The sequence below is a fragment of the Luteitalea pratensis genome (assembly GCF_001618865.1).
Lineage (GTDB): Bacteria > Acidobacteriota > Vicinamibacteria > Vicinamibacterales > Vicinamibacteraceae > Luteitalea > Luteitalea pratensis.
Window position 1 is genome coordinate 2,488,123 of sequence record NZ_CP015136.1, and the last position, 14,301, is coordinate 2,502,423.

Genomic DNA, 14,301 nt, shown 5'->3' on the forward strand with positions numbered 1-14,301 from the left:
ATCAGCATGGGGAGAGCGCATGGCAGAGCAGAAGAAGGGCGCGCGCCGCAGCACGGCGTGGTTCAGCGGCATCGACCGCAACACGTTCATCCACCGCAGCTGGATGAAGAACCAGGGACATCCCGACCACGTCTTCGACGGGCGTCCGATCATTGGCATCTGCAACACCTGGTCGGAGCTGACGCCATGCAACGCGCACCTGCGTGACCTGGCCGAGCACGTCAAGCACGGCGTTTACGAAGCCGGCGGCTTTCCGCTCGAGTTCCCGGTCATGTCGCTCGGCGAGACGCAGTTGCGGCCCACCGCGATGCTCTTCCGTAACCTCGCGAGCATGGACGTCGAGGAATCGATCCGCGGCAACCCGCTCGACGGCGTCGTGCTGCTCGTCGGCTGCGACAAGACGACACCGGCGTGCGTGATGGGCGCGGCGAGCGTGGACCTGCCGACCATCGTGCTGTCGGGCGGTCCGATGCTGAACGGCAAGTTCCGCGGCCACGACATCGGCTCGGGCACCCACGTCTGGAAGTTCAGCGAGGAGGTCCGCTGCGGGAACATGTCGCCGGAGGACTTCCGCGATGCCGAAGCCGGCATGAGCCGCTCGGCCGGCCACTGCATGACCATGGGCACGGCGTCGACGATGGCGTGCCTGGTGGAAGCGCTCGGCCTGGCGTTGCCGACCAACGCCGCGATCCCCGCCGTCGATGCGCGTCGATCCAGGCTCGCCCACCTTGTGGGCAATCGCATCGTCGCGATGGTGGAGGCGGATCTCAAGCCGTCACAGGTGCTCACGCGCAAGGCATTCGAGAACGCGGTGCGTGCCGTCAACGCCGTCGGTGGCTCGACCAATGCAGTGATTCACCTGCTGGCGATCGCGGGGCGTGTCGGCATCGAGTTCTCGCTCGAGGACTGGGATCGCCTCGGCCGCGAGGTGTCGTGCCTCGTGGATCTGATGCCATCCGGCCGCTTCCTGATGGAGGACTTCTACTATGCGGGCGGTCTGCCCGCCGTTCTGCGCGAACTCGGCGACCTCGTTCACCGCGACGCGATCACCGTGACCGGTCGGACGATGGGCGAACTCATCGCGGATGCCCCCTGTTACAACGAGGAGGTCATCAGGCGACGGACCAATCCCGTGGTGCCCGACAGCGGCATCGCGGTGCTGACCGGCAACCTCAGCCCGGACGGCGCGATCATCAAGCCGGCGGCGGCCAGTCCGCACTTGCTGCGGCACACCGGCCGCGCGATGGTGTTCGAGGACATCGACGACTTCTACGCGCGCATCGACGCGCCGGATCTCGACGTGGACGCCAACAGCGTGCTGGTGTTGAAGCTGTGCGGGCCCCGCGGCTACCCCGGCATGCCGGAAGTCGGCAACATGCCGCTGCCGCCGAGGTTGCTGCGCGAGGGCGTCACGGACATGGTCCGCATCTCGGATGCGCGGATGTCGGGCACCGCGTACGGCACCGTCGTCCTCCACGTCGCGCCCGAAGCGGCGGTCGGAGGTCCTCTCGCGCTCGTCACGACCGGTGACCTGATCGAACTCGACGTCCCGGCCCGCCGACTGTCGTTGCTCGTGGACGACGAGGAACTCGCGCGCCGGCGGGCGGCCTGGCAACCGCCGCCGCCGATCGTCGACCGCGGTTACGTGAAGCTGTACGTGGAGCACGTGACCCAGGCCAACGAAGGCGCCGACCTCGACTTCCTGAAGGGCGGCAGCGGAGCAGCCGTGCCGAGGCACTCCCATTAGGGAGGACGGAGGACGGAGGAGGGAGGACGGAGGACGGAGGAGGAAGTGCGGCCTGAGACGAACGCACAACGTTGAACGCCAAACGCTGACCGCCGTTAACAAGGCTTTCAGTGGAGGCGCTTTCAGGTGTAGGCGCCGACCTTCAGGTCGGCGCTGACGCGTGGCGGCGTTCCCTTCGTCCGGGAACACCACCGCCCGTCGACGGCTCGCCGCGACATCGGCGACTCCCCAGGCCCTGGTCTGGCGCGGCATGCGCGCCGCGCAGGTCACGCAAGGTCCTGGCGCCTGCGCACTCGATGTACGGGCCGCGCGACCTCGAGGTCGGGCCGGACGCGGTGACCGTACCGGTGACCCTGTCGGCAGGGGTTTCCCCCGTCGTCGCCCGTCGCCACGGCCCTTTCGTCGGGGACGGTCGGTTCTCAAGCGTCAAGCGTCAGGCGGGAACGGTCGTTAGGCGTTAGGCGTTACGTATTCTTGTGTCAGAAGCATCCTCCGGCCATTTACTCGCCCACAGATCCGCATATCCTTGAGCCATGACGAGTCCCGCCTCGCCGGCCGACCTGTCCGCGTGGGGCGCCCCTCGGCAGCCCCGCGGCGCAGCGCTCCTGACCGATCCGCTCCTGAACAAGGGCACCGCGTTCACCGAACGCGAACGCGACGCGCTCGGCCTGCGTGGCCTGCTGCCGCCGCGAGTGTTCACCTTGGAGGAACAGGCGCAGCGGAGTCTCGCCTCCGTCGGTCGCAAGCCGGACGCGCTCGAGAAGTACATCTACCTGGCCAACCTCCAGAACCGGAACGAGATCCTGTTCTACCGGCTCGTGATGGACAACATCGAGGAAATGGTCCCGCTGATTTACACGCCCACCGTCGGGCAGGCCTGCCTCGAGTACGGCGCCATCTACCGGCGGCCGCGCGGGCTGTTCCTCACGCTCCGTGATCGCGGCCGCATCGCCGAAGTGCTGCACCACTGGCCCCTCCAGGGCGTCCGTCTCATCGTCGTCACCGACGGCGAGCGCATCCTCGGGCTCGGGGATCTCGGCGCGCTGGGCATGGGCATCCCGGTCGGCAAGCTCTCGCTGTACACGGCCTGCGCCGGCGTGCATCCGTCGTACACGCTGCCCATCACGCTCGACGTCGGCAGCGACAACCAGGAACTGCTCGACGGTCCGGTCTACATCGGCCTGCGGCAGAAGCGCGCGCGCGGAGCGGAGTACGACGCGTTCATCGAGGAGTTCGTGACGGCCGTGCGCACGGTGTTCCCGAAGGCGCTGCTGCAGTGGGAGGACTTCGGCAACACCAATGCGTTCCGGCTGCTCGGGCGGTATCGCAAGCAGTTGCCCAGTTTCAACGACGACATCCAGGGCACCGCGGCGGTGGCCCTCGCCGGCGTGATGGCGACGCTGCGGGTGACCGGCGGTACGCTCGCGCAGCAGCGGCTGCTGTTCCTCGGCGCGGGTGAAGCGGGGACGGGCATCGCTGATCTCTATGTCGCCGCGGCGATGTCGGAAGGCCTGAGCGAAACCGAGGCGCGGGCACGGTGCTGGTTCGTGGATTCGAAGGGCCTCGTGGTGAAGGCGCGCGACGGCGAGCTCGCCGACCACAAGCGCCCGTACGCGCACGAGCATCCGTTCATCGCGACGCTGGGCGAGGCCGTTCGGACGCTGAAACCCACGGCGCTCATCGGCGTATCCGGCATGCCCCAGACATTCACCCAGCCCATCGTCGAGCAGATGGCCGGGCTCAACCAGCGCCCGGTCGTGTTCGCGCTTTCCAACCCGACGTCCAAGGCGGAGTGCACCGCCGAACAGGCCTATGCATGGTCGGACGGGCGGGCGATCTTCGCGTCGGGAAGCCCGTTCCCCGAAGTGTCGTTCAAGGGACGACGCCACGTGCCCGGCCAGGGCAACAACATCTACATCTTCCCGGGCGTCGGGCTCGGCGCACTTGCCAGCGAGTCGCGCGAGGTCACCGACGCGATGTTCCTCGCGGCGGCCCGCACGCTCGCGGCCATGGTGGATCCCGCCGACCTCGAGCTCGGTCGCGTCTACCCCGCGCTCACGAAAATCCGCGACGTGTCGCTGCGCATCGCGGCGGCGGTCGCGGCCGAGGCCCACGACCTCGGACTGGCGCAGGCCGCGCGTCCGGACGACCTCGTCGCCGACATCCGCGCGCGCATGTTCGAGCCCGTGTACCGTGAGTACGCGTAGCCGACCAGCGACTTCGCACGTCAGAAGTCGACACCGACCGCGACGACCACGGTCGGCCGGGCGTCGTCGGGGTTGAAGACGTACAGTGTCGCGTCCACGCGCTTGAACGAGGCGCCGACGAGGAAACCGCGCTGGATGTCGCGCTCGCTCTGGTAGGCGCGCGTGCGCTGCGTCGCCATGCCGATACGAAGCCAGTCGACCGGGGCGACCGCCAGTTCGGACCAGTTGTAGAAGAACGAGTCGGACGAGTCGCCGGCGTCCAACACATACTCGCCTTCGCTCGCGAACTCGAGCTTCCACCAGCCGATCGCGCCCCGGTAGCCGGGCGCCATCCCCACCGTGTTGCCGAACACGGCGCCGACCATCGGCGTGAGTTCCCACCACACGGCCTTGCCACCCGCGAAGTTGCATCCGAACCACGCCGAGCCGGTGTCCTGATCCTCGTAGTTGTAGCGGGCCTCGATGTGGAGCCAGCCACGGTCGGCCGTGAACGAGGGCTGTGCGTAGTCGCGATCGTCCGGCACGAAGTACCCGAACACCGACGCGGAGAACTCCCACTCGGGCGGCTTCGCACCCACCGGGTCCGGGGTCGTGGTGGGTGCGGGCATCACCGGCGTCTGGGCGAGCGTGGCACGGTCAGTCGCCAGCAAGGCGCTCGCGACAAGCACTGCTCGCACCCACGCAGCCGGACGAATGGATGCCACCCCGAGCGCGATCGTCGACATCCTTCTCGATGGCCTTTCGGTCTGTCGCACCCGTCGCGACTCAGCATGCACTGCACAGGATCCCCGCGGCGGTCGCGATTGAATCACGGAATGACCTCCATTTGGGGCAGTGTTAATGTGGCGGCTCCGGCGGCACGGAGGTAACCATGACGGACCGACGCGAGTTCCTGCAGTTGTCGGCCGCGGCGATGGCCGCGGCTGCGCTTCCATTCTCCACGCATGCGGCCGAGACGTCGGGCACCGGCTGGTACGACAAGCCGATGCGATGGGCACAGTTGACGCTCGTCGAGGACGACCCCGGCAAGTACGACCCGCAATTCTGGATCGATTACTTCAAGCGCACTCACTCCGACGCGACCTGCCTGTCGGCCGGCGGGTGCGTGGCCTACTACCCGACGAAGGTCCCGTTCCACCATCGCAGCAGGTTCCTTGGCGATCGCGACTCGTTCGGTGAGCTCGTTGCCGGCTGTCGCACGCTCGGGATGAACGTCATCGCGCGTACCGATCCACACGCCGCTCATCAGGACGTCCACGACGCGCATCCAGACTGGATCGCCGTGGACGCTCAGGGGCGCAGGCGCAAGCACTGGGCGGATCCGGAGCTCTGGGTCACCTGTGCGCTCGGCCCCTACAACTTCGAGTTCATGACCGAGGTCACCAGGGAAATCGTCTCGCTCTACAAGGTCGACGGCATCTTCAGCAACCGCTGGTCCGGCTCGGGCATGTGTTTTTGTGAACACTGCCAGGCGAACTTCAGGACGTTCTCCGGGCTCGATCTGCCGCGTACATCGAATCCTCAGGATCGGTCGCGCCGGCAGTACATCGTGTGGCACCAGCAGCGGCTCTTCGAGCTATGGCGATTGTGGGACGGCGAGATCAAGAAGATCAACCCCGCCGCCAGCTACATCGCCAACGCCGGCGGCGGCGCGCTGAGCGGCCTGGACATGAAGACCATCGGCGAACTCGCACCGACACTGTTCGCCGACCGCCAGGCACGGCGCGGTGTCATGCCGCCCTGGTCGAACGGGAAGAACGGCAAGGAGTACACGGCCACCATGGGCCGCAAGGCCATCGGCGGCATCTTCAGCATGGGCGTCGAGGAGCCCTACCGCTGGAAGGACTCGGTGCAGCACAGCGAGGAGATACGGCTGTGGGCCGTCGACGGCATCGCCCACAATCTCCGGCCATGGTTCACCAAGTTCAACGGCAAGGTCGTGGACGCGCGCTGGATGAAAGCCGTCGAGGACATCTACGTCTGGCACTGGCGCAACGAGCGGTATCTGCGCAACGAGCAGTCGCTGGCGCGTGTGGCGATGGTGTACTCGCAGCAGACCGCGTCCTACTACGGTGGCGACCGTGCCCAGGCCAGAGTCGAGGATCACGCGCTGGGCTTCTATCATGCCCTGGTCCAGGCGCGGATCCCGTTCGACATGGTGCACGACCATCTGCTCGACGCCGCGCACGTTGGCCGATACCGGGCACTCATCCTGCCCAACATCGCCGCCCTTTCGGAGGCGCAGTGCCGCCAGCTCAGAGACTTCGTCGACAGCGGCGGCAGCATCGTTGCCACGCACGAGACATCGCTCTACGACGAGTGGGGCGTCCGCCGCGCCGACTTCGGCCTGGCGTCCGTGTTCGGCGCATCGTTGGCCGGCAAGCTCGATGCCGACGTCCACAACTCGTACCTGAACATCGACAAGGATTCCTCCGGTCGCTTCCATCCGCTGGTCCACGGACTCGAGGACGCAGGACGCATCATCAACGGCGTGCAATGGCTCCACACGCGACCGGCGCAGGCCGGATATGCCTCGCCGCTCACGCTGTTGCCGTCGTTCCCGGACCTGCCGATGGAGTCGGTGTACCCGAGGGTCGCGCACACCGATGTTCCAGGGGTGTACGCGCGCGAGGAAGGTCGAGGACGGGCCGTCTACTTCCCCTTCGATATCGATCGGACGTTCTGGGAGGTCCTCTCGCCAGACCACGGGCTGCTGTTGCGCAACGCCGTCCGGTGGGCCTGCAACGAGGATCAACCACTCGTAGTGGAAGGCAAGGGCGTCCTCGACGTGTCGCTCTGGATGCAGAAGGACTCCATCGCTGCGCACCTGGTCAACCTGACCAATCCGATGATGATGAAAGGCCCCGTACAAGAGGTGATTCCTTCGCCGCCGCAGAAGGTCCGGATCCAGGTACCGGCGGGGCGGCGGGTGCGGAAGGTCAGCCTGCTCGTGAGCGACACGCCGGCACGCGCCGACATCTCAGGCCAGACGGTGACGCTCGAACTGGCGTCGGTCGATTTGCACGAAGTCATCGCGCTGGATCTCGACTGATGTCCTGAACTTCCCGGCTGAGCTGTTGGCGGCCTGCAGCATCTGTTCCGGCGCTATCATTGCTGCTGCCTCTTACATGTTGTCCTGAGCGTCACCGTGAAAGCCGTCGTGTTGGTTTGCGCACTGGCCATCCTTGTGCCAGGCCTCTGCCTTGCGCAGGCGCCGGCAGGCACGATTGCAGGTGTTGTCCGCGATCCGTCCTCCGCGGTCGTACCCGAAGCGCGGGTGCAAGCGATCAGCCGCGCGACAGGCGAGGTCCGGCAGACGATCACTTCTGAGCACGGCGAGTACAGTTTTCCTGCGCTACTGGCCGGCGAGTACGAGGTCAGCGTCGCCCCGTCCGGCTTTCAGCGGCTCGTTCGTGTTGCCAGGACGGAAGCGGGAACGACGACCACCGCGGACCTCACCCTGCAAGTCGGCGATCTCGCCGATTCGATCAACGTCGACGCGGCCTTGCCACGGATTCGCTACGACTCCGCTGCCGTTGGCGGCGTGATCACTCGGGATCTGATCGAGCGAGTACCTCTCAACGGACGCAGTTTTCTCGAACTCTCCAAGCTCGAGCCGGGACTGCAATCACCAACGAGCACGAACCGCAACCGCACCATCGTGCCTGTCCTTGGGGCGCCCGCATCCAATGTCGGCGGTCCTCGCTTCACCGTCGACGGCGGCAGTGTCTCGTCTGTGGGCTTTGGCGGGTCGCAGATGGGATTCTCACAGGAGGTGGTGCAGGAATTTCAGGTCGCCACGGTGAACTTCGACCCGTCGGCCGGACTCAGCGCCGCAGGCGCCGTCAACGTCGTCACCCGCGCCGGAAGCAACGACTTCCAGGGCACCGCGTTCTACTTTCTCCGCGACCATCGTCTGGCTGCGTATCCTGCGCTCAATCGGGATCACGACAACTCCGATCCGGCATTCCAGCGGCAGCAGTTCGGATTGGCGATGGGCGGACCGATCCGCGAGGGGCGGATCTTCGCGTTCGGCAGTTGGGAGCGCAACGACCAACGGGCTGTGACCGCAACGACGCTGCTGATCCCGGACTTCGCTCACTTGAGTGGTATCACCCAGACTCCACTTCTTGGCGACCTCGCCAGCGTGCGTGTCGACGCGAACATCACGAGTGCCCATCGGGCATTCGCCCGCTACTCCCATGATCGTAGCCAGGCGTTCGGGCCGGGAACCGCGATCGGTCCGTTGAACGCGTATCCATCGAGCTGGAGTCGCGCCGCGATCGGCGCTGATCAGGCTCTCCTGGGCCTGACGAGCGTTCTCCGCCCGACGTGGGTCAGCGATCTCCGCTTCTCGTACTTCGGCATCAGCTCGTCCATCGGGCCCGGCAGAGAACGGGATTGTCGCGATTGCCTCGGACTGGGCGCGCCGTTGATCAGCATTCCGGAGGCTGGCCTGCGTATCGGCAACTCGTCGGCGGTCGACTATCTCGGTGACCGCTTTCATCTGAGCGAATCAGTCACCTGGCAGGGGAATGCGCATCGCTGGCGTGTCGGTGTCGACTGGGAGCACAACTCCGAACGCAATTTCCTGTGGAGGAACGATCCCGCCACGATCGTGTTGTTCTCGCCGGACGCGGTGCGCGCGTACAACACCCGGCCTGACCTTGCCGCGGAGCAGAGAATCCCGCTGCCCGCCGCGTTCCACACGGTGGACGACCTGCTGCAGCTTCCGCTCCAGAGCCTCACGATCGGCGTTGGCGAGCCGGGTGTGCCACAAGAGAACGGCGGAGACCTCCGACGCTGGAATACGCTGTGGCTCCACGCGCAGGACACCTGGAGGACGCATGAGACCCTGACGCTGTCGTATGGAGTGGGCTGGGGTTTCGACGGCGTCCTCAACGACGATCTCGAGAAGCCCCCGCTGCTCGCACCGCTGTTCGGGACGGATGGGCTCGGGCCGACGCGGCGTGTCTGGACGAATGTTTCACCCACGTTCGGTCTGGCGTGGACTCCTGCCTCGGATACGAGAACGGTCATTCGCGCCGGCGCCGGGCGCTATTACGGGACGCACGGCCTGACGAGCAGCATGGACGCGGAGCGCGTGGCGCTGGGTCCGCCTGGTCTCCAGCAGGATTTTGCAGGAACCTCGATTCTCAATTCAACGCCCGGTATTCCTGGAGTGGCCGTCGGGAGGCCGCTGAACTTCCGCGGTGCGCCAACACGCTTCACCGGCGCACACATGATGGCGGTTCTTGCCGCGATCAGGGCCGGACTCGCAGAGAGATTGGCCATCGCCGATCCCACCGTGCAACAGATTCAGGTGAGCAAGCAGGCATCGCCGGCCATCTTTCCTGTCGATGTACCCAGTCCGTCCGCCGTGCACATGAATGCCGGCCTTCAACGCGACGTCGGTCAAGGCGTGGTGTTGAGCGCCGACCTGGTGTATCGCCACTTCGTGCACGTGCCGCAAGGTGGAGGCTCGTTCGACCTCAACCACTTCGACAGCGTGCGCGGCCCCGTGATCCCCGAGTGCAGCGCTGCCCAGCGTGACGACCCGCAGGCGCTGTGCTCCCTTGGTCCGATCAACGTGCAGATGGCTCCTTTTCGCTTCGCGTACAAGGGCCTCCTGTTACGTGCCGACGCACGTCTGCCGCATGCCGTTCGGGTCCTTGGCTCCTATGCGTATTCGAGCAACACCGGAACCAACATCGGCAACGGCTTCAATCTCGAGAACTGGCTCGAGAACCGGGGGCCCGCCCCGAACGACTTCACGCATCTGCTGAACGTCGCCGGCGACACGCAGTTGCCGTGGGGATTCCAGGTGGGCTTCAACTTCGCGTACGCGAGCGCGCCGCCGTTCAGCGCATACGTTGGCGGGATCGACTTCAACGGCGACGGCACTGCCGGGGACCTGTTGCCGGGCACGACAGTGAATGCGTTCAACCGCGGCATGGGACGAGCGGATCTCGAACGGCTCGTCGACCAGTTCAACCAGACCCATGCCGGAGAGGCGGACACCCAGGGTGCGGTCATTCCGAGGTTGACGCTGCCGCCGCGGTATTCGTTCGGCGACAACGTTCACGGACTGGATCTGCGACTGAGCCACTCGTTCGCGATATCGCCAGGCCTGCGTCTGGTCGTCATCGGTGAGGTGTTCAACGTCTACAACGCCGCGAACCTCTCGGGCCACAGCGGTGATCTCGCGAGCGCAGCGTTCGGGCAGCCCGTCAGTCGCGCGCCGCAGGCGTTCGGGTCCAGCGGACCACGCGCCTTTCAAGTGGCGACGAGAGTGAGTTTTTGAAGGTGCGTCGCGGATCTACGGCTGCAGGCCGACCTGCTTGCGCAGCACGGCGAACCGCGCCTGCGATCGCAGCGACGACACCTCCGGGGCCCGGAGGAGCTCAGGAATGCCGGGCTCATTGGCGGCGAGCGCCATCTCGAGCGACGCGAGCGCCTGCTCCGTCGCCTCGAGGCACGCGTAAGCAAACGCCAACCAAGTCGCGGGCCTGGGGGAGTTACGGACCTCGTCGAGCAACAGCGACCTTTCGCGTCGACCCGCCCGTACCTCGACGCAGGTCACCCAGGCGCCCATCGCGCCCGGCGTTCTCGCGGAGGTTGCGACCGGCGGCGCTCCCAGTTTGACGCTCTTCTCGAGTACCTCGAGTGCCTCCGCGGGCTTTCCCTCCAGTGAGAGCGCTCGCGCCATCAAGCTGTAGGCCCTGTTCCGGCTGGGGTCCAATGCAATGGCCTTGCGGACCTGCTCGACGGCGTCACCGTAGCGTCCCGCCAACAGCAGGGCTTCCCCAGCTTCCGTGTTGATGTACGGCGAAAGGGGATCGATCGCCAGGGCCCGATGGACTTCGCTCAGGCCCTCGTCGAGGCGCCCCTGCACGACGAGGACCCGTACACCGAGCTCGAGGTGCGCAAGGGCGTTGTTCGGGTTCAGCTCGATGCCGCGTCGAAAGCCGCGCTCCGCATCCAGCCACGCATACTCGCGGGCGCGAATCGCGGCCATCGCGGCGTGCGCTTCGGAGAGCATCGGGTCGAGCTCGAGGGCGCGCGCAGCCGCCTCTTTCGCCCGTGGCCACGCGTTGAGCGAGTTCCGGGAGCCCATGTTGCGTTCCACTGCGATGAACGCATCGGCCATGCCGGCGTACGCGAGGGCGTAGTCGGGGTCCTTGGCGATGGCGGCCTCGTAGTACGCCACGGCTGAACTGGCCACCGGGCGGACGCGCGCGGGGAAGGCCGCCATGACCTGCCGGCCGCGGAGGTAGAGGTCGTAGGCTTCGACGTTCGCCTCGTATGGGCGCCGGCCGGTCGTAACAGGGCCTCGATCCGGCGGCACCAACCACCACGCGGCCGCTGCGACGGCCGCAACCGCGACCGAGACCGCGCCCAGACCAACCGCCGCCCAGACGCGCCGGCGAGACAATGGACCAGCGTCCGATTGGGATGGGGCAGCCGCACGCCGATGGAAGGCCGGCCTATAGCCCCCCTTGGGTACTTCGATGGCAATCGGGTCGAGACGGCCTTCTGTCTCGTAGTACTTGCTCAACCGCGCGCGAAGCCGTACCGCCTCGGTCCGCACGATTGCATCCACCTTCGGGTCGTAATCCGGCCTGCGGTCGAAGACCTCCAGCGCAATCACCGATTCCTTCAGCTCGTTGTCGCGTCCTTCGAGGTGCCGTTCGACGAGAAACCGGAGAAAGCGCGACTGCCGTTCGTTGCGCGCGAACGCGGCACTCGAAAGCGTCCTTTCCAGCGCCTCCCGCGCCACGACCGCGTCAATGCCGTCCGCCGCCACAGGGCGAGATTATGCGCCCCTTTTGCACGTTGCAACTGGCGTCCAACCCCTTTTCAACTCCCTGCAACTTGTGCCGGGTACGCCGCGCGCGGCACATTCCGCGGCGGACCTATTATCGGCGACTCGGACAATGGCGGGTGGACGTGGCCCGACGTCTTCGATCGTCTGAGCGCCACGGAGCAGTTCGGATTCCTTGGCACCGTTGACGGCGTCGTATCGATTACCGGGCTCCGCGGGACGTTCGACGGTGACCTCCTGTACTTCAACAGCGAGACAAACAGGAACGAACCGACCTGGTACTGCCGCGCGAAGGATCATGCCGTCACGCTGCGACGGTGACCGACGCCAGGCGCCCGAGGAATCATCGAGATGAACACGTTCTGTCGGACAGCCCTCCCTATCCTCCTGCCGACGGTGCTGCTGGCCTGCGATGGCCGCGGGCCAACGGAACCAACGACAGTGACGCAGCCGACCGCAGCCGGGCAACCGGCGCCGCCACCGCCACCCGGGCAGACCTTCAACGTCGCCGGCGTGGTCACCGACGAACGTGGCGCGCCGATGGCGGGTGCGGTGGTGACGATGGCGCATTGGGTGGGGGGCCACGTGGAATTCCCGTCGGTGTCGACCGATGCGACCGGTGGCTACGCGATCAGCTTCACGGCCAATCCTTTGGGGAGCAGCTTCGTGGCACGGGCGCAGGTGGTTGCGGAAGGCTACGAGGAATACTGGCGCAGTCTCATGGGCACTGGTGGGACGACTTTCACCGAAACGTTTCGTCTGCATCGCGTCACGCGCATGACCGCTGGAGATGCAATGACGCTGTCGGTTCCGCCGGATACCGGCGAGTGCCGCGGCTGGGTGGCCGAGGTGTGCCCGATTGTGCGCGTGGTAGTGCCGACGGACGGCAGGTTGCGGATTGAGGTCATCCCGAGTGACGGCAGCGCTCCAACGCCGCCAGTGGAGGTCTGTTGCGTCCGTGGCAGCGAGGAATACGGCAACCCCATTACCGTGCCTGTTGCGGCTGGCGTCGAACTCGAGGTGAAGGTGGGGATGCCGCGGGGGTACACGACAATCCAGTCGTTTCGCGTGATGACGGCGTTTGAAGCCTCCTGACGACCGCACGTTCGGTGGCGCGTCGAGGGGCCTCAGATCAGGCCTCGTCATGACGTGCTAAGATTCTGCGTAATCAGGACATAAGAGATCTACGCGCGAAATCTCAGGACCATCAACCCGGTCTGACACGATACGTTGCCGGCAGCGCCCGGCGTGATCTGCGTACACGGCTGTGTGGCGCAGCCCTCGGATCGTCAGTCCCCTGCATCACGGTCGTGTCGATTCATGCGCAGGCGTCGGCCCAGACCACAGAAGCCCATGACATCGTGGCCGCGTCCTGAGCGCGCAAGTCTTGTGCCCTGGGACATAGACCTGGAACGACCGACCGTTGGAGGGGGTATGACGGTGCTTTCCGTTGCCGTCGGCGTCGGCGCGTTGACTGCGCTGGCAGTGCAGCTGGTTCAGGGACCAGCTGCGTCTGCTGGAAGCGACGGGGACCGTGCGACCGAGCTGGCCGCCATCGAGCAACTCCACCAGCAGGACATCGCCGCGACGTTGTCGCGAGATCCGGTTGCACTGACCGATTTGTGGACCGACGACGCCATTCGTCTCGGCCCGGGCCAGCCGGCAGAAGTCGGAAAGCAAGCTATCCGAGAAAGTAACCAACGCTTGGCGGCTCGGCCAGGCGTCAAGGTGTTGACCTACGTTCCAGAGATCAAGGACGTGACGATCTGGGACGGCTGGGCAGTCGAGTGGGGTTACTTCGCTGGTTCGTATGTCGAATCGCCGGGTGGCGAGGCGAAGCAGATTCGTGGCGCGAGGCTCTGGGTGCTCAGGAAGCTCCCGGACGGCAGCTGGAAAGTCTTCCGCGGGATGGGGACTCCAGTTGCTGTCGTTGCCGGCGCGGCGACCGCGGTGGCAGGCACAGTGGTTCACGGACCGGCCACGTCGGCTGGAAGCGACAGAGGGCGCGATGCGGACCGCGCCGCCATCGAGAGGCTGAAACAGCAGGACGTGGTCGCGACGATTGCGCGAGATGCTGTTGCGATGGCGAATATGTGGACCGAGGACGCCGTTCGGCTCGGCCCCGACGCCCCGGCAGAGATCGGCAACCAAGCTATCCGAGAGACCAACGAACGCTCGACGGCTCGCCCGATCAAGGTGCTGACTCTGGTTCCCCAGACCAGGGACTTGACGATCTGGGACGGAGGGGCAGTCGAGTGGCGTACCCTCACGGCTTCCTTCGTCGCCTCGGCGGGTGGCGAGCCGAAGCAGGTTCGTGGCACGGTGCTCGGGGTGTACAAGAAGCTCCCGGACGGCAGCTGGAAAGTCTTCCGCGCGATGGGGCTCCCAGAATGAGTTGCAACACAGGTGGAGCGGACTGGCACGCCGCAGGTGCGCTGATCTTTTCGTCCGCACTGCTCTTTGCCGGGACGGCATCCGGCGAAGAAGTGAGGGTCATGACCGCGGGTGGTATGGCGGCAGCA

The 14,301-nt window shown here is 66.1% G+C and carries 8 protein-coding genes; 6 read left to right on the forward strand and 2 right to left on the reverse strand.

Going from position 1 to position 14,301, the window contains the following annotated elements; all coding sequences use genetic code 11:
• Positions 1-19 precede the first annotated feature (19 nt).
• Together LuPra_RS10225 and LuPra_RS10230 are read left to right on the forward strand one after the other, a co-directional pair.
• A complete protein-coding gene (locus tag LuPra_RS10225) occupies positions 20-1,747 on the forward strand; it encodes an IlvD/Edd family dehydratase (protein ID WP_110170651.1) in 1,728 nt (575 codons plus the stop codon).
• Between the two features lie 533 nt (positions 1,748-2,280).
• Positions 2,281-3,954 (forward strand): NAD-dependent malic enzyme, encoded by a 1,674-nt coding sequence (locus LuPra_RS10230; protein WP_110170652.1) that lies wholly within the window; start codon positions 2,281-2,283, stop codon positions 3,952-3,954.
• A 20-nt stretch (positions 3,955-3,974) separates the two neighbouring features.
• Here LuPra_RS10230 and LuPra_RS10235 read toward each other — a convergent pair whose 3' ends face one another.
• Positions 3,975-4,679 carry a hypothetical protein gene (locus LuPra_RS10235; protein ID WP_110170653.1) on the reverse strand — a complete coding sequence of 235 codons (705 nt, stop codon included), beginning with the start codon at positions 4,677-4,679 and terminating at the stop codon, positions 3,975-3,977.
• Positions 4,680-4,825: 146 nt separating this feature from the next.
• Between LuPra_RS10235 and LuPra_RS10240 the strand changes: the two genes are divergently transcribed.
• Together LuPra_RS10240 and LuPra_RS10245 are read left to right on the forward strand one after the other, a co-directional pair.
• Entirely contained in the window at positions 4,826-7,006 is a 2,181-nt protein-coding gene (locus LuPra_RS10240; protein ID WP_110170654.1) for an alpha-amylase family protein, read from the forward strand.
• 96 nt (positions 7,007-7,102) lie between these two features.
• Positions 7,103-10,258 (forward strand): TonB-dependent receptor, encoded by a 3,156-nt coding sequence (locus LuPra_RS10245; RefSeq protein ID WP_157898974.1) that lies wholly within the window; start codon positions 7,103-7,105, stop codon positions 10,256-10,258.
• Between the two features lie 15 nt (positions 10,259-10,273).
• Here LuPra_RS10245 and LuPra_RS10250 read toward each other — a convergent pair whose 3' ends face one another.
• The gene (locus LuPra_RS10250; protein WP_110170656.1) at positions 10,274-11,761 is read right to left on the reverse strand and encodes a tetratricopeptide repeat protein; all 1,488 of its coding nucleotides are present in this window, start codon (positions 11,759-11,761) and stop codon (positions 10,274-10,276) included.
• A gap of 369 nt (positions 11,762-12,130) precedes the next feature.
• On the opposite strand from LuPra_RS10250, the gene LuPra_RS10255 reads away from it, so the two are divergent.
• Together LuPra_RS10255 and LuPra_RS10260 are read left to right on the forward strand one after the other, a co-directional pair.
• The gene (locus tag LuPra_RS10255) at positions 12,131-12,874 is read left to right on the forward strand and encodes a carboxypeptidase-like regulatory domain-containing protein (RefSeq protein ID WP_110170657.1); all 744 of its coding nucleotides are present in this window, start codon (positions 12,131-12,133) and stop codon (positions 12,872-12,874) included.
• A gap of 258 nt (positions 12,875-13,132) precedes the next feature.
• Entirely contained in the window at positions 13,133-14,173 is a 1,041-nt protein-coding gene (locus LuPra_RS10260) for a YybH family protein (RefSeq protein ID WP_157898975.1), read from the forward strand.
• Positions 14,174-14,301: the final 128 nt, after the last annotated feature.